Origin of the sequence: Mycobacterium sp. E3305 (assembly GCF_001666785.1) — a bacterium.
GTDB lineage: Bacteria > Actinomycetota > Actinomycetes > Mycobacteriales > Mycobacteriaceae > Mycobacterium.
On sequence record NZ_LZJA01000308.1, the window covers coordinates 1 to 18,134 of the forward strand.

Here is an 18,134-nt window from a genome sequence, read left to right on the forward strand (position 1 = left end):
TCCGTCGGGCGGGGGCGAGGTGAATTGGCGAAGCGTGCCCAACGGCACCGGCCTACCGAAGAGTTTCATCACCGCCGCCCCCTCCCAACGTGACCGTCAACGCTCCGCCGGTGCTGGTGCCCGTGCCCGTTCCGGTATGGGTGCCGCCCAAGCAAGGTGGCAGTCAGCAGGGCGGTGGTCAGCAGCAGGGCGGCGGTCAGCCCGCGCCGAGCGGCCACGGGCCGATCCAGTGTTACGCCTGCCACCCACCGGTCCCGCAACAGCCGGTTCACCCGCAGCCGGTTCACCCGGAGCCGCTGCAGCATCCCTGAGCGAGCGGTGCGCTATCGGGCCGTTCGCGAGCGCAGCGCCCGGTGGGCGTGTGGCCAGAACGGCATGCCCGCCACGACGGTCGCGCCGGTGGCAATGAGGCCGACCGCGACGTCGACGCTCTCGCGGCCATCGCTTGCCCAGTAGACGTCCTTGAGGTCCAAGAGCAGGGCGAGCTCGTCGACGATCATGGCGTTCGCGGCGCCGTACGCGACGGCCGCCGCGGGATGCCGCCGTTGCTTGTCGGTTCCGCGTAGGCCCACAGCGCCGACCGTGGCCAGCATCCCGATGCCGATATTGTAGTGGTGAAAATGCCTGCCGCCCATGGACATACCACCACCCGAGGGGCCATGGCCGGCGCGGATCCAGTGCGTGAGCGCCCGCAGCCCGGCGAACGTGAGCGTGAACGACGTCCAGGCCAGCACCGTGGCCTGCTCGCCGGGTTGCAGCCGCTGGTTCCATTGGTGGCGCAGGCGCTCCCACCGGGACCTCGGTGCGTCGGTGCCGTGAGGCTCCATACCCAACGACGCTAGACCAATAGCATTCCGAAGTGTGGAGTCCCGTTGGGTGCTGCACCTGGACATGGATGCCTTCTTCGCCTCCGTCGAACAACTGACGCGGCCGACGCTGCGGGGCCGGCCGGTGCTGGTCGGCGGCCTGGGCGGGCGGGGCGTGGTAGCCGGGGCCAGCTACGAAGCCCGCGTGTACGGCGCGCGCTCTGCCATGCCGATGCACCAGGCCCGCCGGCTGATCGGCGTGACCGCGGTGGTGCTGCCGCCGCGCGGGGTGGTGTACGGGGTGGCCAGCCGGCGGGTCTTCGACACCGTGCGCAGCGTGGTGCCCGTCGTCGAGCAGCTGTCGTTCGACGAGGGCTTCGGCGAGCCGCCCGACCTCGCGGGCGCGTCCGCCGAGGATGTCGAGGCGTTCTGCGAAGGCCTGCGGCGACGGGTCCGCGAGGAGACGGGCCTGATCGCGTCGGTCGGCGCCGGCTCGGGGAAGCAGATCGCCAAGATCGCGTCCGGGCTGGCGAAACCCGACGGAATTCGGGTCGTCTCGCGCGCCGAGGAACGGTCGCTGCTCGGCGGTCTGCCGGTGCGGCGGCTGTGGGGCATCGGTCCGGTCGCCGAGGAGAAGCTCAACCGGCTCGGCATCGAGACCATCGGCCAGCTGGCCGCGCTGACCGACGCCGAGGCCGCCAATATCCTGGGCGCGACGATCGGCCCGGCGCTGCACCGCCTGGCCCGCGGCATCGACGACCGCCCGGTCGCCGAGCGCGCCGAGGCCAAGCAGATCAGCTCCGAATCCACCTTCGCCGTCGACCTGACCACCCTGGAGCAGCTGCGCGAGGCGATTGACCCGATCGCCGAGCACGCGCATCAGCGCCTGCTGCGCGACGGGCGCGGCGCCCGCACCGTCACCGTGAAGCTGAAGAAGTCCGACATGAGCACGCTGACCCGGTCGGCCACGCTGCCGTACGCGACGACGGAGGCCGGCGCGCTGGTCGCCGTGGCCCGGCGGCTGCTGCTCGACCCTCGCGAGATCGGCCCGATTCGCCTTCTGGGCGTGGGGTTTTCGGGGTTGAGCGACGTGCGGCAGGAGTCGCTGTTCCCGGATCTGGACCTGGCGGGGGAGGACCACCCCGCGGAGACGGTGGCGACCGCGGCGGAGGCGATGTTCGCCGCGGCGCCCGGGGAGGGCTGGCGGGTCGGCGACGACGTCACGCATCCCGAGCTCGGGCACGGCTGGGTGCAGGGCGCGGGCCACGGCGTGGTCACCGCGCGGTTCGAGACCCGCAGCTCCGGCCCCGGCCCGGCCCGCACGTTCCCCGCCGACACAGCCGAGCTGACCAAAGCCAACCCCGTCGATTCCCTGGACTGGCCGGACTACCTGGGCGTGCTGCAGGCCCTGGACGCGAACGCCCCGTCAGCCCCAGCGGGCGATGACGTCGCCGACCGGTAGCCGCGCGGCCAGCGCGGCCATCATCAGCACCCGCGCCTGCGGCGGTCGTAGGCGGGGCACCATCACCGCGCCGGCGGCCGCCATCTGGTGCCCGGGCCCATAGGCGGCACCGACGCTCCCTCCGGGGACGCGGGTGGACACCGCGACGGCGACGCCGGCGCGGCAGTGCCGGGTCACCGCGTCGACCACCGCGTCGCCGGCGTTGCCCGAACCCAGCGCCTCGAGCACCACGCCCTTGGCCCCGGCCGCCACGCAGGCGTCGAGGGCCACCCCGTCGCTGCCCAGGTAGGCGGCGACGATGTCGACGCGCGGCGCGTCCGCCGCGCTGAGATCCCCGAGCTGAGGCCGTGTCTTGGTGACGGCCAGCGTGAGACCGCCGTTCACCGTGCCGATCAGCTCACCGGCGAATCCGGTCAGGTCGTTGGTCGCCACCTTGGTCAGCCCCAGCGGCTGCAAGACCCGGCCGGCGAAACACACCAGCACGCCCAGACCCCGCGCGCCGGGGCTGCCCGCCACGGCGAGGGCCGCACGCAGGTTGGCCGGGCCGTCGGCGTCGGGGGCGTCGGCGCTGCGCATCGCGCCGGTCAGTACCACCGGAACGTCGCCCGCGTGGGTGAGCTCGAGCCACAGCGCGCTCTCCTCCATGGTGTCGGTGCCGTGGGTGACCACCACACCGTCGGCGCCGCCGTCGATCGCCGCGCGCACGGCGCGGCGGATCCGGTCCCAATCCGCGGGCACCAGCTGCGAGCTGTCCAGCGCCAGCACGTCGACGACGTCGACGTCTAGGCTGGCGGCCAGGTCGGCCGCGCCATAAGCGGGCCGGTGCACGCCGTCCGCGCCGGTGCCGGTCGATATCGTGCCTCCGGTGGCGATGACGGTGAGCCGGCCCATGGTGAAATCATCGCGCACGCCAACCGCGAACATCGGCCAGCCCGCGTCGGCATTGGGGGATCGCGTGGGCATTGGGGGATGATGTGAGAGTGCCCGAGGAACCATCGACTGAGCCAGTGACCTCAACCGAGCAGGCCGGCGACGGCGCGGCCGCCGAGCCGCAGCGGCCGCCGAGGCGGCTGCGCCTGCTGCTGTCGGTGGCGGCGATCGTCTTGGCCCTGGACATCGTCACCAAGGTGCTGGCCGTCAAGCTGCTGCCGCCCGGTCAGCCGGTGCCCATCATCGGCGACACGGTCACCTGGACGCTGGTCCGCAACTCCGGTGCCGCGTTCTCGATGGCGACCGGCTACACCTGGGTGCTGACGCTGATCGCGACCGGCGTGGTGGCCGGCATCTTCTGGATGGGCCGGCGGCTGGTGTCGCCCTGGTGGGCGGTCGGGCTGGGGATGATCCTCGGCGGCGCCATGGGCAACCTGGTCGATCGCTTCTTCCGGGCGCCCGGGCCGCTGCGCGGCCACGTCGTGGACTTCCTGTCGGTCGGGTGGTGGCCGGTGTTCAACGTCGCCGACCCCTCGGTGGTGGGCGGCGCCATCCTCCTGGTGGTGCTGTCGGTCTTCGGCTACGACTTCGACACGGTCGGCAGGCGGAAGGCCGACCAGCGCCGATGACGCACCGTTCCATGCCCGTCCCCGAGGGGCTGGCGGGCATGCGCGTGGACGCGGGCCTCGCGCGGCTGCTGGGCCTGTCCCGCAGCGCCGCCGCGGCGCTGGCCGAAGACGGCGGGGTGGAACTCGACGGCGTGCAGGCGGGCAAATCCGACCGGCTGACCGGCGGCGCGTGGCTTCAGGTCCGGTTGCCCGAAGCGCCGCCGCCGGTGGAGAACACGCCGGTCGAGATCGAGGGCATGACGATTCTGTATTCCGACGACGACATCGTCGCGGTCGACAAGCCCGCCGCGGTGGCCGCGCACGCGTCGGTGGGCTGGACCGGACCGACGGTGCTCGGCGGACTGGCCGCGGCCGGTTACCGGATCACCACGTCCGGCGTGCCCGAGCGGCAGGGCATCGTGCATCGCCTCGACGTCGGCACCTCCGGGGTGATGGTGGTGGCGCTCTCCGAGCGCGCCTACACCGTGCTGAAGCGCGCGTTCAAACAGCGCACTGTCGACAAGCGTTATCACGCGCTGGTGCAGGGCCATCCGGACCCGTCGAGCGGCACGATCGACGCTCCGATCGGGCGGCACCGCGGCGGCGAGTGGAAGTTCGCCGTCACGACGAACGGCCGGCACAGCCTCACCCACTACGACACCATCGAGGCCTTCGTCGCCGCCAGCCTGCTCGACGTGCACCTGGAAACCGGCCGCACGCACCAGATTCGGGTGCATTTCTCCGCGCTGCATCACCCGTGCTGCGGTGACCTGGTCTACGGGGCGGATCCTAAACTCGCGAAAAGGCTTGGGCTCCAACGGCAATGGCTGCACGCCCGGTCGCTGTCGTTCGCTCACCCGGCCGACGGCAGGCGGATGGAGATCGTCAGCCCCTACCCGGCCGATCTGCAGCACGCGCTGGACGTGCTGCGCGCCGAGGGCTGATCATTCTGATGGTCGCGACCCGTCCCCCAAGCTTCGCTGGGGGTGCCCCCAGCGCCCGGCTTCGCCGCGCTTGCGATCACTCGGCCGGCTTGCGCGCCTCGACGAGCAGCCGCGTGGAGTACGCGACGAACGGCCCGTCGGCCTCGATGCGCTCGTGCAGTTCGCGCAGCCGATCCCGGTAGGCGTCGACCGTGAAGTCCGGCACCGTCCAAATCACCTTGCGCAGGAAGTAGATAACGGCGCCGACGTCGAAGAACTCGGCCCGCATCCGCTCCATCCGGATGTCGACGACCTCCATCCCGGCGGCTTCGGCCTCGGCGCGCTGGACGTCGGGGTGTAGTTCGGCCCATTTTTCCGGTTGCGGCCCGATGAAGTACTCGACCAGTTCGGCCATCGTCGCGGGCCCGATCTGCTGGGCGAAGTAGGTGCCGCCCGGCCGCAGCACCCGCGCGATCTCGGCCCATCGCACCTCGATGGGATGGCGGCTGGTCACCAGGTCGAAGGCCGCGTCGGCGAACGGCAGCCCCGGCTCGTGGCCGGTCAACACCACCACCACGCCGCGGGGATGCAGGCGTCGGGTGGCCAGCGCCGCGTTGGGCGGCCACGATTCCGTCGCGGCCATCGCGGGCGGAAACCGCTCCGCGCCCGCGAGCACCTCGCCACCGCCGGTGTCGATGTCGCACGCGGCCGACACGCTCGCCAGCCGCCGGCTCATCTGACGCTGATACCCCCACGAGGGGCGTTCCTCGGTGGCGCGCCCGTCCAGCCAGGAGAAGTCCCAGCCGTCGACGGGGGCGGCATCGGCCTCGGCCACGAGGTCGTCGAATGTGCGGACCATGTCGAGCATGCTAGGCAGCGCTCAGGGCTGGTGATTACCGGCCTTGCCGTTCACCTGCGCAAGGGTGCTCCAAATCTGAGATGTGCCGTGCGAATAGATTTCGACGATGTTGCCGAAGGGGTCTTCGCAGTAGCACACATAGAATCCGATGCCGGGCGCGAACTCCCACACCGCGCTGCGTTGTCTGCCGCCGCTCTCCGCGATGCGCCGCGCAAGGCCTTCGACGTCGGGGTCGATGACGCAGAAGTGGAACGTACCGGTTTTGTGCAAGTAGAACTGTGTGTTCTCCTCAGCTGCCCGCTGCTCGGGTTTGGGTTCGGAGAACTCAAACAACTCCAGGCCGACACCATTGCCCGCGTCCATCATGGCGATCCTGCCGGATACCACGTGGGGGCCCAGCATGTCCGCGACCAGCTCGCCGAAGTAACCCTCGCCCGCGGTGTACTCCTGCGGCTCGTGCAGGAGTTGGAAGCCGAGGACGCGTTGGTACCAGTCGATGGCCGCCTCCGCATCGGTGACGGTCACACCGACATGAGTGATCGTTCGTGGCTGCACTTTCGCGATCGGTTCGGCCATCGGTGTCCCCCTTGGTGACGAGTTGGCAATTGCGCTCTCACTGCATCACGAAGTGAGCCCCGAATGGGCGCTGGTCCTCGAAGCCGTTACTGATCCGGTCGCTTTCTTGTATCGGCGGCCCTCAGCGGGCGGACTGGCGGCTGGCGTAACCGCGCGGCGTGGCGCCGAACCGGGTTCGGAACTCGCTGATGAAATGGGACACGTTGACGTAGCCGACCCGGTGGGCGATCTCGGTCACGGCCCATCTTCGATCCAGAACCAGTTCGCGCGCTCGGTTCAGCCGGACGTCTTTGACGTACTGATACGGCGACGATCCCGTCACCTCGCGGAACGCTCTGGTGAATGCGGATGAGCTCAGGCCCACCTCCGCGGCCAGGGTCGCGACCGTGATCGGCTCGGCCCAATGCTCATTGATGTAGGTCAGTGCCGCGCCGATGGGATTACCGGCCGCTTGCTGGGTGGCGAAGTGCAGCATCCGCGCAAACTGTTCGCGCTGCAGGACCCGATACACCAACTCGCGCAGATACAAGGGCGCCAGCACTCGCCGGTCGACCTCGGTCGAGAGCGACCGCACGAACCGCAGGACCGAGCTCATGACTTCGTCGTCGAGCGCGGAGACGACGCACGATTCGGTGAGCTCCGGTACCGACGCCGCCTCGGCGCCCCGCCCGCCCGGCATCTTCTCGGTGATCTCGCGAACGGTAGACGGATCCACCTCCAGCACCATGCATAGGCAGGGCTTGCGTGGCGATGCCTCGAGCACCTCGCTCTGAAAGTGCACATCGCCGTTGATCACCAGGTAGCTGAACTGGTCGTAGACGTGACGCCGGCCCATCTCGATGACGGCCTTGCGGCCCTGCGCGACGAGTCCGATCGACAGTCCCCGGATCTCCTGCCACTCGGGTTCGGTGGGCTCGGTGAATCGGTAGATGGTCAGACCGGGCCACAGCCCGACGTTCGCGCCGGGATGCGGTGCGCGCGCAGTCAATTCGGCGACGAGATCACCGGAAGTGAGGTGATGTTCGATGTTTTCGGCGGCGGTCAGGTCAACACCCCCCTTGGCGTCAGCACACCGCGGGGGCCGGAACCGCTCCGCAAAGAAAAAGGTAGCCGAATACGAGGGCCCTCGCTGGGTGAGTGTCACCGCGCGGGATCGAAACCGGCAAACATCGGGCAGGAATCTTGTACCGCGGCCGCCGACCATCCGGTTGGCTATTGATCATCCTTCGGGCGGACCTATTCCCGGCGCAATCGCCGGTTACTTGCGGATATCGAGGAGACATCATGGCGATGCGGGCAGCACGCATGCACGGATACAACCAGCCGCTGGAGATCGACGAAGTGCCGGTTCCCGATGTCGGGCGAAGCCAGGTCCTGATCAAGGTCGCCGCGACGGGCATGTGCCGCAGCGACTATCAGCTGTTGGATGGCTACTTCCGCGACGGTCTCCCGGTGGACTTCCCGTTCATCCCGGGGCACGAAGTGGCGGGCACCATCACCGAGGTGGGCGCCGACGTGCCGGATTCCGCCGGCATCGGCGAGGGAGACCTTGTCGTGGTGGACCCGAACTGGGGGGACGGCACGTGCCGGCAGTGCCACGAAGGCAACCAGCAACTGTGCGCCGACGGGCAACTCGTCGGGTTCGGACCCAATGGGGGCTTCGCCGAGTACATGGTCGCCCCTTACGACCACGTGATCTCGGTCGCCGATCAACCGGATGCCGACCCCCGGTACCTGGCCCCGCTGACCGATGCGGGCCTCACTCCGTACCGCGGCATGAAGAAGTTGCGCGACGCGGGCAAACTCGGCGCCGGCCGTACGGTCGTCATCAACGGCATCGGCGGTCTGGGCAGCTACGCGGTGCAATACGCCCGGCTACTCGGTGGCGGCGCGACCGTGCTCGGATTCGCCCGGAGCGATGAAAAACTCAAGGTCGCAACCGAACACGGCGCGCATCACACCGTGAACGTCCGGGACAAATCCGTCGAGGACGTGCAGAACGAGCTCGAGGACCTGACCGGCCGACGCACCGTCGACGCGGTGCTGGACTGCGCCGGATCCACGGAGTCCCTGGGATTGGCGGCCGCGATTCTCGAGACGGAGGGTGCGCTATCGCAGGTGGGCCTCATGGGCCAGCGGGTGGAGCTCCCGTTGTTTCCGTTCGTCAGCGGAGAGAAGTCGTACTTCGGCTCGTTCTGGGGCAATTACAACGACCTTCGGGAGGTGCTCGCGCTTGCCAGCCAAGGCCTGATCAAGCACCACGTGGTCCCGGTCAGGCTCGACGACATCAACGACAACCTGGAAGCCCTGGGCCGGGGCGACATCGTCGGCCGGGCCGTGGTCGTCTTCGACTGACCGCTGGCCGGCGGCGCGCCGAATCACGGCGCGCGGCAGACGAATTTGGTGCCGTTGAGGTCGAGCTTGACCTCGCCCTGGTGCTCCCAGTATTCCGAGCCCTGCCGGCCGTACCTGGCGCCGCTGCCGGACGGCTCTTGGAACAGGATCTGCTGGTTGCCCTTCCAGTCGAGCACCGCCGCGGGCGGGTCGAACTCGTTGTAGAACTGCGCGGTCAACGGTCCGGTGTCCGCGGGGCACTGGTAGCTGACGACGGGCGGGCTCAAGGTGCCGGGGTCGGCGATGGCCAACTGGACCAGCCGCGTCTGATACGCCTCGGTCAGGCACGTGCGCATCTCGGGGTTTTGTGCACAGCCGTCCCGCCCGCTCGCCCAGTTGTTCTGCGCGCTGGCCAGCGCGGCTTGGTCCGCGCCGGGCCGGCCGAGCGCCTCCTGGTAGGCGGCCTGGACCCGATGGTCGAGATCGCTGAGGTGCGGATCGGTGCACACCTGCCGCTGGGCCGCGTTCGCCGGGGTGGCGCAGTCGAGCGGCGCCGCGGTCGGCGGGGCAGTGGTGGTCGCCGACGTGGTGGTGGCCGGCGCCGGGGTCGTCTTCGCGCCGCAGGCGCTCAGCACCAGGGCCGCAACGATGACGGCGAGCAGTCGCATACGTGCTGACTACCGCCTGCCGGGCGCACCGTCGGCGCGACACGCCGAAATGCGCGACCGCAACCGCCGCGGCGATCCCGGCGGGGACGGTCAGACCGTGGCCGTGTTGGCCTCGCCCGTCGCGATCTCGGGGGCCAGCGGCGCGATCGCGCCGATGATCGCGGTGACCGTTTCGGACGGCACCCCGGCCGCGGCCAGTGCGTCCGACAGGTGCCCGGCCACCAGGTTGAAGTGGTACATGGTGATCCCGCGCCCCTGGTGGACCTGCTTCATCGGCGCGCCGGTATAGGGCTCGGGGCCCCCGAGCGCGGCGGCGAAGAACTCGACCTGCTTGCCCTTGAGCCGGTTCATGTTGGTCCCGGTGAAAAAGCCCGCGAGTTGGTCGTCGGCGAGCACACGAACGTAGAAGTCCTCGACCACGACTTCGATTGCCTCGTGGCCGCCGATCCGGTCGTAGATGGTGCCCGGCTGTGGCTTGTGGAAGCGTGCCAGAATTTTCATAAGTCCGATTGGAACATTTCGGCGTTGCCCACCAGTTAGTTCGCAATCACGCTCGGATGTCCTTGCGTAACAACCGGATTGCTCACCCATGACGGCCCCGCCCGCCGCGGCGTGAGATGTGCGGCGCGCTTTACATGCCGGAAATCTGCATCGAGTGGGGGCGCTGATGTCCTAGGTTGGCTTTATGACTCGCGTCACAACATTCACACAGCCCCGCAAGGCGGTCGTGGTCAACGGGCAGGCCAGTTGCGGTCGGGGGGCCGACATCATCAGGAGCGAAAGCCAATGAATCTCGGCGACATCACCAACATGGTCGAAAAGCCGCTCGCGAATCTGGTGGAGAAGCCGATCGCGGCGGTGTCCCACATCGTCAACACCCCCAACTCCGCGGGCCGCTACCGGCCGTTCTATCTGAGGAATCTGCTCGACGCGGTGCAGGGACGCACGCTCGACGAGGCGGTCAGTGGCAAGACCGTCCTGATCACCGGGGGATCGTCGGGCATCGGGGAGGCCGCCGCGAAGCGGATTGCGGAAGCGGGCGGTGAGGTGGTGCTCGTCGCGCGCACCCGGGAGAACCTGGAGAAGGTCGCCGCTGAAATCGAAGGCAACGGCGGCAGCGCCCACGTCTACCCGTGCGACCTGACCGACATGGACGCGATCGCCGCGATGGCCGACCAGGTGCTCAGCGACCTGGGCAGCGTCGACATCCTGATCAACAACGCGGGGCGGTCCATCCGGCGCTCGCTGGAGCTGTCCTACGACCGGATCCACGACTATCAGCGGACCATGCAGCTGAACTATCTGGGCGCGGTCCAGCTCATCCTCAAGTTCATCCCGGGGATGCGGGAGCGCGGCTTCGGGCACATCATCAACGTCTCCTCGGTCGGGGTGCAGACCCGCGCGCCGCGCTTCGGCGCCTACATCGCCAGCAAGGCCGCGCTGGACAGCCTGTGCGACTCCCTGCAGGCCGAGACCGTCAACGACGGCGTGAAGTTCACCACCGTGCACATGGCCCTGGTGCGCACCCCGATGATCAGCCCGACCACCCTGTACGACAAGTTCCCGGCGCTGACGCCGGATCAGGCGGCCGGGGTGATCGCGGACGCGATTGTGCACCGGCCGCGCCGGGCCAGCTCGCCGTTCGGTCAATTCGCCGCCGTCGCCGACGCGGTGAACCCGGCGGTGATGGACCGGGTGCGCAACCGCGCGTTCGCCATGTTCGGCGACTCCCATGCCGCCAAGGGGGACGAATCATCAAGCGACTCACCGCAATTCGACAAACGCAGCGAGACGTTTGTGCGGGCGACTCGCGGGATACATTGGTGACATCATGAGCCTTCCGAAACCCGACATTCAGACCACCGTCGTCATCACCGGCGCCTCGTCCGGCATCGGCGCCGAACTGGCTCGCGGGCTGGCCCGCCGGGGCTTCCCGCTGCTGCTGGTGGCGCGGCGCCGCGAGCGTCTCGACGAACTCGCCAACGAGGTGGGCCAGGAATACTCGGTGGCGGTCGAGGTGCTGCCGCTGGACCTCGGCGATCCCAAGGGCCGCGCCAAGCTGGCCGATCGGCTGCGCGCCGAGCCCATCGCCGGGCTGTGCAACAGCGCCGGGTTCGGCACCAGCGGGGTCTTCCACGAGCTGCCGCTCGAGCGGGAAAGCGAGGAGGTGACCCTCAACTCGCTGGCGCTGATGGAGCTCACCCACGCGGCCCTGCCCGGCATGGTCGAGCGCGGGGCCGGGGCGGTGATGAACATCGCGTCGATCGCCGGCTTCCAGCCGGTGCCCTACATGGCGGTCTATTCGGCGACCAAGGCGTTCGTGCAGACGTTCTCCGAGGCGGTGCACGAGGAGTTGCACGGGACCGGGGTGTCGGTCACGTGCCTGTGCCCCGGGCCGGTGCCGACCGAATGGGCGGAGATCGCCAACGCCGAGCGGTTCAGCATCCCCATCGCGCAGGTCTCGCCCCGCGACGTCGCCGAGGCGGCGATCGGCGGGATGCTGTCCGGCCGGCGCACCGTGGTGCCCGGCGTCGTGCCCAAGGTCGTCAGCACCGGCGGCCGGTTCGCCCCGCGCAGCCTGCTGCTGCCCGGGATCCGGATCGGCAACCGCTTCCGCGGCGGACCAAACCGCTGAGCCTCGCCGAGCTGGGGCACCCCCGTGCTGGCGAGCTGGGGGCACCTCCCGCTTGCGGGGGACACGCCAGCGTGGCATTGAGCACCGAGTGTCACGCCAGCGTGGCGTTCACCGGGGAGCAAGGAGGAATCGCGTGGCCGCCGTTGACCTGACCGCCGACATGCCGATGAGCCCGCAGGAAATGTGGGATCACGTCTCCGACCTGTCGGACCTGGGCGACTGGCTGGTGATGCACGAAGGGTGGCGCAGTGATCTGCCCGAGGAACTCGGAGAGGGTGTCCAGGTGGTGGGCGTGGCCCGGGCCAAGGGTTTCCGCAACCGGGTGACATGGACGGTGACGACGTGGGACCCGCCCCATGAGGTGGCGCTCTCGGGTTCGGGCAAGGGTGGCGCCAAGTACGCCGTGACGCTCACCGTGCGGGCCGCCGACGAGGGATCGACGCTGGGCCTGCGCCTCGAGTTGGGCGGGCGGGCGTTGTTCGGCCCGGTCGGTTCGGCGGCCGCGCGGGCGGTCAAGGGCGACGTGCAGAAGTCTTTGAAGAACTTCGTCGAGCTGTACGGCTAGAGCGCCGGGTGTCTGCACGCGGCGGGTCGCCGCGAATCAATAGCAGACACACTTCGCGACACGCCCGAAACCCGTCGGTGCTCAGTCATAGACTGGCGTCCCTATGACAGGTTCGATTCCTCCTCACGCAAGCGTTCGTCGCGAGTCGTCGTTCGTGCACCTGCATAACCACACCGAGTACTCGATGCTGGACGGGGCCGCGAAGATCACGCCTATGCTGGCCGAGGTGGAGCGGCTGGGAATGCCCGCGGTCGGGATGACCGACCACGGAAACATGTTCGGCGCCAGCGAGTTCTACAACGCCGCGGCCAAGGCGGGGATCAAGCCGATCATCGGGGTCGAGGCCTACATCGCGCCTGGCTCGCGTTTCGACACCCGCCGGATCACGTGGGGTGACCCCGGACAGAAGTCCGACGACGTGTCGGGCAGCGGGTCCTACACGCACCTGACGATGGTGGCCGAGAACGCCACCGGCCTGCGCAACCTGTTCAAGCTGTCCTCGCTGGCCTCCTTCGAGGGCCAGCTCGGCAAGTGGTCGCGGATGGACGCCGAGCTCATCGCCGAACACGCCGAGGGAATCATCGCCACCACCGGGTGCCCGTCGGGCGAGGTGCAGACCCGCCTTCGGCTCGGGCATGACCGCGAGGCGCTGGAGTCGGCCGCCAAGTGGCGGGAGATCTTTGGCGCCGACAACTATTTCCTCGAGCTGATGGACCACGGCCTGTCCATCGAGCAGCGGGTCCGCGACGGCCTGCTCGAGATCGGCCGCAAGCTCGGCATCCCGCCGTTGGCCACCAACGACTGCCACTACGTCACCCGCGACCACTCGCACAACCACGAGGCGCTGCTGTGCGTGCAGACCGGCAAGACGCTGTCGGACCCCAACCGGTTCAAGTTCGACGGCGACGGCTACTACCTGAAGTCGGCCACCGAGATGCGCCAGATATGGGACGCGACGGTGCCGGGCGCGTGCGATTCGACGCTGCTGATCGCCGAGCGCGTGCAGCCCTACGACGACGTGTGGGCGCCGCGCGACCGGATGCCCATCTTCCCGGTGCCCGAGGGACACGACCAGGCGTCCTGGCTGCACCACGAGGTGATGGCCGGGCTGCGGCGGCGTTTCCCGTCCGGTGTCGGCCAGGACTACATCGACCGGGCCGAATACGAGATCAAGGTCATCTGCGACAAGGGCTTTCCGTCGTACTTCCTCATCGTCGCCGACCTGATCAACTACGCCCGCTCGGTCGACATCCGGGTGGGGCCGGGCCGCGGTTCGGCGGCCGGTTCGCTGGTGGCCTACGCGCTGGGCATCACCAACATCGACCCGATCCCGCACGGCCTGCTGTTCGAGCGGTTCCTCAACCCCGAGCGGCCGTCGGCGCCCGACATCGACATCGACTTCGACGACCGCCGGCGCGGTGAGATGGTGCGCTACGCCGCCGACAAGTGGGGCCAGGACCGGGTGGCCCAGGTCATCACCTTCGGCACCATCAAGACCAAAGCGGCGCTGAAGGATTCGGCTCGAATCCACTACGGCCAACCCGGCTTCGCCATCGCCGACCGGATCACCAAGGCGTTGCCGCCGCCGATCATGGCCAAGGACATCCCGCTGTCGGGCATCACCGATCCGAACCACGAGCGGTACAAGGAGGCCGCCGAGGTGCGCGGCCTGATCGAAACCGATCCCGACGTGCGCACCATCTACCAGACCGCGCGCGGCCTGGAGGGGCTGATCCGCAACGCCGGCGTGCACGCGTGCGCGGTGATCATGAGCAGCGAGCCGCTCACCGAGGCCATTCCGTTGTGGAAGCGGCCGCAGGACGGCGCCATCATCACCGGCTGGGACTACCCGTCGTGCGAGGCCATCGGCCTGCTGAAGATGGACTTCCTGGGCCTGCGCAACCTGACGATCATCGGCGACGCGCTGGAGAACATCAAGGCCAACAGGGGAATCGACCTCGACCTGGAATCGGTGCCGCTCGACGACAAGCCGACCTACGAGCTGCTGGGCCGCGGCGACACCCTGGGGGTGTTCCAGCTCGATGGCGGCCCGATGCGCGACCTGCTGCGGCGCATGCAACCCACCGAGTTCAACGACATCGTCGCGGTGCTGGCGCTGTACCGCCCGGGCCCGATGGGCATGAACGCCCACAACGACTACGCCGACCGCAAGAACAACCGCCAGGCGATCAAACCGATCCACCCGGAGCTCGAGGAGCCGCTGCGCGAGATCCTCTCGGAGACATACGGTCTGATCGTCTACCAAGAGCAGATCATGTTCATCGCCCAGAAGGTCGCCTCCTACACGATGGGCAAGGCCGACGCGCTGCGCAAAGCAATGGGCAAGAAGAAGCTCGAGGTGCTCGAGGCCGAGTACAAGGGTTTCTACGATGGCATGACCGCCAACGGGTTCTCCGAAAAAGCGGTGAAGGCGTTGTGGGACACCATCCTTCCCTTCGCCGGCTACGCGTTCAACAAGTCGCACGCGGCCGGCTACGGCCTGGTGTCCTACTGGACGGCCTACCTGAAGGCCAACTACCCGGCCGAATACATGGCCGGGCTGTTGACCTCGGTGGGCGACGACAAGGACAAGGCCGCGGTGTACCTGGCCGACTGCCGCAAGCTGGGCATCACCGTGCTGCCGCCGGACGTCAACGAGTCCCTGGTGAACTTCGCGTCGGTCGGCCAGGACATCAGGTTCGGGCTGGGTGCGGTGCGCAACGTCGGCGCGAACGTGGTCGGTTCGCTGATCAAGACCCGCAACGAGAAGGGGAAGTTCACCGACTTCTCGGACTACCTGAACAAGATCGATGTCTCGGCCTGCAACAAGAAGGTGACGGAGTCGTTGATCAAGGCCGGCGCGTTCGACTCGCTGAGCCATGCCCGCAAGGGCCTCTTCCTGGTGCACACCGATGCCGTCGATTCGGTGCTGGGCACCAAAAAGGCCGAGGCGATGGGGCAATTCGACCTGTTCGGCGGCGATGACGGGTGCACCGAGTCGGTGTTCACCATCAAGGTGCCCGAGGACGAATGGGAAGACAAACACAAGCTGGCGCTGGAGCGCGAGATGCTGGGCCTGTACGTGTCGGGTCATCCCCTCAATGGCGTGGCGCACCTGCTGGCCGCCCAGGTGGACACCCAGATCCCGGCCATCCTGGACGGCGACGTCCCCAACGAGACGCAGGTGCGCGTGGGCGGCATCCTGGCGTCGGTCAACCGGCGGGTCAACAAGAACGGAATGCCCTGGGCGTCGGCGCAATTGGAAGACCTCACCGGTGGCATCGAGGTGATGTTCTTCCCGCACGCATATTCCGCCTATGGCGCCGACATCGCCGACGACGCGGTGGTGCTGATCAACGCCAAGGTGGCCATCCGCGACGACCGCATCAGCCTGATCGCCAACGAGCTTGTGGTGCCGGACTTCTCCAATGCCCAGCCGAACCGGCCGATCGCGGTCAGCCTGCCGACCCGGCAGTGCACCATCGACAAGGTCAGCGCCCTCAAGCAGGTGCTGGCGCGCCACCCCGGGACCGCCCAGGTGCACCTGCGGCTCATCAGCGGGGACCGGATCACCACCCTGGAGCTGGACCCGTCGCTGCGGGTGACGCCCTCGCCGGCGCTGATGGGAGACCTCAAGGAACTGCTCGGCCCGGGATGCCTGGGCGGCTAGCCTGGCGCCGCCGAGTGCGAATGTGGTTTCACACTCGCGGCCGAACGTGAAAGTAACCGCACACTCGCGGGCTCGCCGTCCCTTTCGTCAGGCGTCGCCGGCCTGCAGCCGCGCACGGACCGCTTCCATGCGTTGAGCCAGCGCCGCCTCGTCGATGACATTGCGGGCAACCAGGGAGTGCGCCAGCGCGACCAGCTGGCTCTCCGGATACGGCAGGGCCACGTACACCTCCTCGCCGAGGCGATCCTCGTCGGTCCGGCGCATCAAGAGCTCCAGCGCCGTGCCCTGCCGGTCGAGCGCCTCGCACATCCCGTCGAGGCTGGACTTCCAGGGCGGCACCGGGTTGCTCACGCCATATTTCTCCGCCATCCGTGCCCACACCTGATCGCGTTCGGCGACCTGCTCCAGCGTCGGCACCCGGACGGCGGTGACGTCGATCTCCGCAGACATCGGCGGGCCCTCAGTAGTTCTCGGCGGGGCGGACGGCCGGATGCACGGGGCGGTCGATATTCGAGGTCACGCCGGGCCTGGGCAGGGCGACGCCGATCATGCAGTCGCGCGTCACGATTTCGGCGAGTTGCTCCTCGCTCCACCCATCGGTGCCTGCCGGCCGGAGCGGCAGGACGAGGAACCGGTGTTTGGAGTTCGAGTCTTCGACCCGGATCTCGACGTCCTCCGGCAGGTACAGGCCGAACTCGGCCAGGACTTGGCGGGGCCATCGCACGATGCGGCGCCGGTAGTTAGGCGTCCGGTACCACTCGGGTGAGTTCCCCAGCAGCGGGCGTGGGTAGCAGGAGCACAGCGTGCACACGATCACGTGGTGCAGCGTCTCGGTGTCCTCGAGTATGTGCAGTGCGGTGAAGTCGCTGGGTGTGCCGAAGCCGGTCGGATGGAGCCAGTCGATGCCGACCTCGCGGCTGGCGGCGACGCCGTCTTGCAGGGCCAGCCGTTTGAAGTCGGGGTCCACCCACGCCTTCGCGACGAGCCGGGCGCCCGGCGCAGGGCCCATCTGCTCGACGAACTCGGTGTAGCGCCGATGATCCTCGGCGGTGAACAAGCCCTTCTCGATTGCCAGCTCGCGCAGGGCGATTTCCAGCACTTCGAAGTCGGTGACCTCTTCGACCATCGGTGCCGCGTGGCGCTCGGGTTCGTGGGCCGCGTCGGTGTGCTCTGTCATCTCGCCATCCTGGTTGGTGAATCGGCTAAGAAGCCGGCTGCAGCCACCGCTCGGATATCTCCGCTTGCAGCGTGTCGTTCGGCGGGCCCGCATAGGGGTCCCAGAGGTCGGCCATCTTGAAGCGAACGATGTAGAACCACTCCGGCCGCTGATCTTCGCGGTCGAACGCCTCGTCCTCGGGGGCCGGGCTCTCGTACGACACCCGGACGACCGTGCCCGGCTTGCCCCGCAGGTATTCCTGGGTGCGGGTGTAGAAGATGGTGGGCAGATCCCGCACCACCACCGGGTCGCCGACCGCGAACCGTGCGTCACCGGCGAGGCCGTCGAAGCACTGCGGATCGCCCTTGCCGACGGCCTCGACGTGATGGCGGTTCCTGGGCACCGCGGCCGCGTCGCCGACAGTGTGAGGCGCCGGCTCCAGCGGCGTCGCACCGGCCGCCGCGCGCCCACGTACTTCGGCCGCTCGTTCGATCAACTCACCGAGGGTGATGTGGCGTTTGTCGATGAGGCACCGGGCAATCGCCAAAACCCAACGGCCGTAGTAGGGGAAACCCTGATAAAGCATCCTCCCGACATCGACGTTGCCGAGCCGTCTGCGCTCCTCCGATGTCCAGATGCCCCGCCAGCCGAGCACCTCACACGTGACAAACGTGTTGAGCTCCCACTGCTCTTCCTCCTTCTCCTCGAAGACCGCCGGAGCGTCCGGCTCGCCGCCGACGTCGTGGGGCGTCTTCATGAAGGCGCGGAAGCGATCGTGAGTTATCTCGTCCGGGTAGGCCCAGTCCTGCAACCGGTGAAGGGCGACGCGCAGTTGGCTGACCAAGTCGCCCATAACAGAATTCGCCACGATCGCTACCTCAAAGTAGAAGCGAGAGTGCATAACCCGAAGACCACCGTAACATCGCGGGGGTCATCCGAGTG

19 protein-coding genes are annotated in these 18,134 nt (G+C 68.5%); 9 read left to right on the forward strand and 10 right to left on the reverse strand.

Features of this window, described 5'->3' with window-relative positions; genetic code table 11:
- Nucleotides 1–89 precede the first annotated feature (89 nt).
- Entirely contained in the window at nucleotides 90–311 is a 222-nt protein-coding gene (locus tag A5701_RS28410) for a hypothetical protein (RefSeq protein WP_156670287.1), read from the forward strand.
- Between the two features lie 12 nt (nucleotides 312–323).
- Here the strand turns inward: A5701_RS28410 and A5701_RS26695 are convergent, their stop codons facing one another.
- Nucleotides 324–827, reverse strand: coding sequence for a hypothetical protein (locus A5701_RS26695; protein ID WP_067761280.1), 504 nt, complete (start codon nucleotides 825–827; stop codon nucleotides 324–326).
- Between the two features lie 49 nt (nucleotides 828–876).
- Here A5701_RS26695 and A5701_RS26700 point away from each other — a divergent pair, with 49 nt between their 5' ends.
- On the forward strand, nucleotides 877–2,268 hold the full coding sequence (locus A5701_RS26700; RefSeq protein WP_197505071.1) for a DNA polymerase IV: 1,392 nt from the start codon (nucleotides 877–879) through the stop codon (nucleotides 2,266–2,268).
- Here A5701_RS26700 and A5701_RS26705 read toward each other — a convergent pair.
- Nucleotides 2,233–3,159: an asparaginase gene (locus A5701_RS26705; RefSeq protein ID WP_067761321.1), complete on the reverse strand. Its 927-nt coding sequence runs from the start codon at nucleotides 3,157–3,159 to the stop codon at nucleotides 2,233–2,235. The genes A5701_RS26700 and A5701_RS26705 overlap by 36 nt on opposite strands.
- 89 nt (nucleotides 3,160–3,248) lie before the next feature.
- Here A5701_RS26705 and lspA point away from each other — a divergent pair, with 89 nt between their 5' ends.
- Together lspA and A5701_RS26715 are read left to right on the forward strand one after the other, a co-directional pair.
- On the forward strand, nucleotides 3,249–3,827 hold the full coding sequence (gene lspA, locus A5701_RS26710; RefSeq protein WP_082950500.1) for a signal peptidase II: 579 nt from the start codon (nucleotides 3,249–3,251) through the stop codon (nucleotides 3,825–3,827).
- Entirely contained in the window at nucleotides 3,824–4,750 is a 927-nt protein-coding gene (locus A5701_RS26715) for an RluA family pseudouridine synthase (RefSeq protein ID WP_067761289.1), read from the forward strand. Before lspA ends, A5701_RS26715 begins: the two co-directional genes overlap by 4 nt.
- Before the next feature lie 76 nt (nucleotides 4,751–4,826).
- On the opposite strand, the gene A5701_RS26720 is transcribed toward A5701_RS26715, so the two are convergent.
- From A5701_RS26720 to A5701_RS26730, 3 genes are all read right to left on the reverse strand, one after another.
- Nucleotides 4,827–5,588, reverse strand: a complete 762-nt coding sequence (locus A5701_RS26720) for a class I SAM-dependent methyltransferase (RefSeq protein WP_067761324.1) — start codon at nucleotides 5,586–5,588, stop codon at nucleotides 4,827–4,829.
- Between the two features lie 21 nt (nucleotides 5,589–5,609).
- Complete coding sequence (locus A5701_RS26725) at nucleotides 5,610–6,164, reverse strand: VOC family protein (RefSeq protein WP_067761292.1); 555 nt, start codon at nucleotides 6,162–6,164, stop codon at nucleotides 5,610–5,612.
- 121 nt (nucleotides 6,165–6,285) lie between these two features.
- Nucleotides 6,286–7,152: an AraC family transcriptional regulator gene (locus A5701_RS26730; RefSeq protein ID WP_197499138.1), complete on the reverse strand. Its 867-nt coding sequence runs from the start codon at nucleotides 7,150–7,152 to the stop codon at nucleotides 6,286–6,288.
- Between the two features lie 296 nt (nucleotides 7,153–7,448).
- On the opposite strand from A5701_RS26730, the gene A5701_RS26735 reads away from it, so the two are divergent.
- The gene (locus tag A5701_RS26735; protein WP_082950502.1) at nucleotides 7,449–8,519 is read left to right on the forward strand and encodes an NAD(P)-dependent alcohol dehydrogenase; all 1,071 of its coding nucleotides are present in this window, start codon (nucleotides 7,449–7,451) and stop codon (nucleotides 8,517–8,519) included.
- 23 nt (nucleotides 8,520–8,542) lie between these two features.
- Here the strand turns inward: A5701_RS26735 and A5701_RS26740 are convergent, their stop codons facing one another.
- Together A5701_RS26740 and A5701_RS26745 are read right to left on the reverse strand one after the other, a co-directional pair.
- Nucleotides 8,543–9,166 carry an MliC family protein gene (locus tag A5701_RS26740; RefSeq protein ID WP_067761295.1) on the reverse strand — a complete coding sequence of 208 codons (624 nt, stop codon included), beginning with the start codon at nucleotides 9,164–9,166 and terminating at the stop codon, nucleotides 8,543–8,545.
- Nucleotides 9,167–9,256: 90 nt separating this feature from the next.
- On the reverse strand, nucleotides 9,257–9,667 hold the full coding sequence (locus A5701_RS26745) for a group 1 truncated hemoglobin (protein WP_067761299.1): 411 nt from the start codon (nucleotides 9,665–9,667) through the stop codon (nucleotides 9,257–9,259).
- Between the two features lie 285 nt (nucleotides 9,668–9,952).
- Between A5701_RS26745 and A5701_RS26750 the strand changes: the two genes are divergently transcribed.
- From A5701_RS26750 to dnaE, 4 genes are all read left to right on the forward strand, one after another.
- Nucleotides 9,953–10,993, forward strand: a complete 1,041-nt coding sequence (locus A5701_RS26750) for an SDR family NAD(P)-dependent oxidoreductase (RefSeq protein ID WP_067761302.1) — start codon at nucleotides 9,953–9,955, stop codon at nucleotides 10,991–10,993.
- Nucleotides 10,994–10,997: 4 nt separating this feature from the next.
- Nucleotides 10,998–11,801 (forward strand): SDR family oxidoreductase, encoded by an 804-nt coding sequence (locus tag A5701_RS26755; RefSeq protein ID WP_067761305.1) that lies wholly within the window; start codon nucleotides 10,998–11,000, stop codon nucleotides 11,799–11,801.
- A gap of 133 nt (nucleotides 11,802–11,934) precedes the next feature.
- On the forward strand, nucleotides 11,935–12,366 hold the full coding sequence (locus tag A5701_RS26760) for an SRPBCC family protein (RefSeq protein WP_067761308.1): 432 nt from the start codon (nucleotides 11,935–11,937) through the stop codon (nucleotides 12,364–12,366).
- Nucleotides 12,367–12,469: 103 nt separating this feature from the next.
- Nucleotides 12,470–16,036 (forward strand): DNA polymerase III subunit alpha, encoded by a 3,567-nt coding sequence (gene dnaE, locus A5701_RS26765; protein WP_067761309.1) that lies wholly within the window; start codon nucleotides 12,470–12,472, stop codon nucleotides 16,034–16,036.
- Between the two features lie 87 nt (nucleotides 16,037–16,123).
- Here dnaE and A5701_RS26770 read toward each other — a convergent pair whose 3' ends face one another.
- The 3 genes from A5701_RS26770 to A5701_RS26780 are packed head-to-tail and all read right to left on the reverse strand — an operon-like array spanning nucleotide 16,124 to nucleotide 18,045.
- Entirely contained in the window at nucleotides 16,124–16,486 is a 363-nt protein-coding gene (locus tag A5701_RS26770; RefSeq protein ID WP_067761313.1) for a thiocyanate hydrolase, read from the reverse strand.
- A 10-nt stretch (nucleotides 16,487–16,496) separates the two neighbouring features.
- Complete coding sequence (gene scnC, locus A5701_RS26775) at nucleotides 16,497–17,213, reverse strand: thiocyanate hydrolase subunit gamma (protein ID WP_067761315.1); 717 nt, start codon at nucleotides 17,211–17,213, stop codon at nucleotides 16,497–16,499.
- A gap of 25 nt (nucleotides 17,214–17,238) precedes the next feature.
- On the reverse strand, nucleotides 17,239–18,045 hold the full coding sequence (locus tag A5701_RS26780; RefSeq protein WP_067761318.1) for an SH3-like domain-containing protein: 807 nt from the start codon (nucleotides 18,043–18,045) through the stop codon (nucleotides 17,239–17,241).
- Between the last annotated feature and the right edge of the window lie 89 nt (nucleotides 18,046–18,134).

Bases quoted from the DNA above. Each gene is read 5' to 3' on its own strand.
- A5701_RS26695 (WP_067761280.1), bottom strand. From the start codon at position 827: ATGGAGCCTCACGGCACCGACGCACCGAGGTCCCGGTGGGAGCGCCTG.
- A5701_RS26705 (WP_067761321.1), bottom strand. From the start codon at position 3,159: ATGGGCCGGCTCACCGTCATCGCCACCGGAGGCACGATATCGACCGGC.
- A5701_RS26715 (WP_067761289.1), top strand. From the start codon at position 3,824: ATGACGCACCGTTCCATGCCCGTCCCCGAGGGGCTGGCGGGCATGCGC.
- A5701_RS26720 (WP_067761324.1), bottom strand. From the start codon at position 5,588: ATGGTCCGCACATTCGACGACCTCGTGGCCGAGGCCGATGCCGCCCCC.
- A5701_RS26725 (WP_067761292.1), bottom strand. From the start codon at position 6,164: ATGGCCGAACCGATCGCGAAAGTGCAGCCACGAACGATCACTCATGTC.
- A5701_RS26735 (WP_082950502.1), top strand. From the start codon at position 7,449: ATGGCGATGCGGGCAGCACGCATGCACGGATACAACCAGCCGCTGGAG.
- A5701_RS26740 (WP_067761295.1), bottom strand. From the start codon at position 9,166: ATGCGACTGCTCGCCGTCATCGTTGCGGCCCTGGTGCTGAGCGCCTGC.
- A5701_RS26745 (WP_067761299.1), bottom strand. From the start codon at position 9,667: ATGAAAATTCTGGCACGCTTCCACAAGCCACAGCCGGGCACCATCTAC.
- A5701_RS26750 (WP_067761302.1), top strand. From the start codon at position 9,953: ATGAATCTCGGCGACATCACCAACATGGTCGAAAAGCCGCTCGCGAAT.
- A5701_RS26755 (WP_067761305.1), top strand. From the start codon at position 10,998: ATGAGCCTTCCGAAACCCGACATTCAGACCACCGTCGTCATCACCGGC.
- dnaE (WP_067761309.1), top strand. From the start codon at position 12,470: ATGACAGGTTCGATTCCTCCTCACGCAAGCGTTCGTCGCGAGTCGTCG.
- A5701_RS26770 (WP_067761313.1), bottom strand. From the start codon at position 16,486: ATGTCTGCGGAGATCGACGTCACCGCCGTCCGGGTGCCGACGCTGGAG.
- scnC (WP_067761315.1), bottom strand. From the start codon at position 17,213: ATGACAGAGCACACCGACGCGGCCCACGAACCCGAGCGCCACGCGGCA.
- A5701_RS26780 (WP_067761318.1), bottom strand. From the start codon at position 18,045: ATGGGCGACTTGGTCAGCCAACTGCGCGTCGCCCTTCACCGGTTGCAG.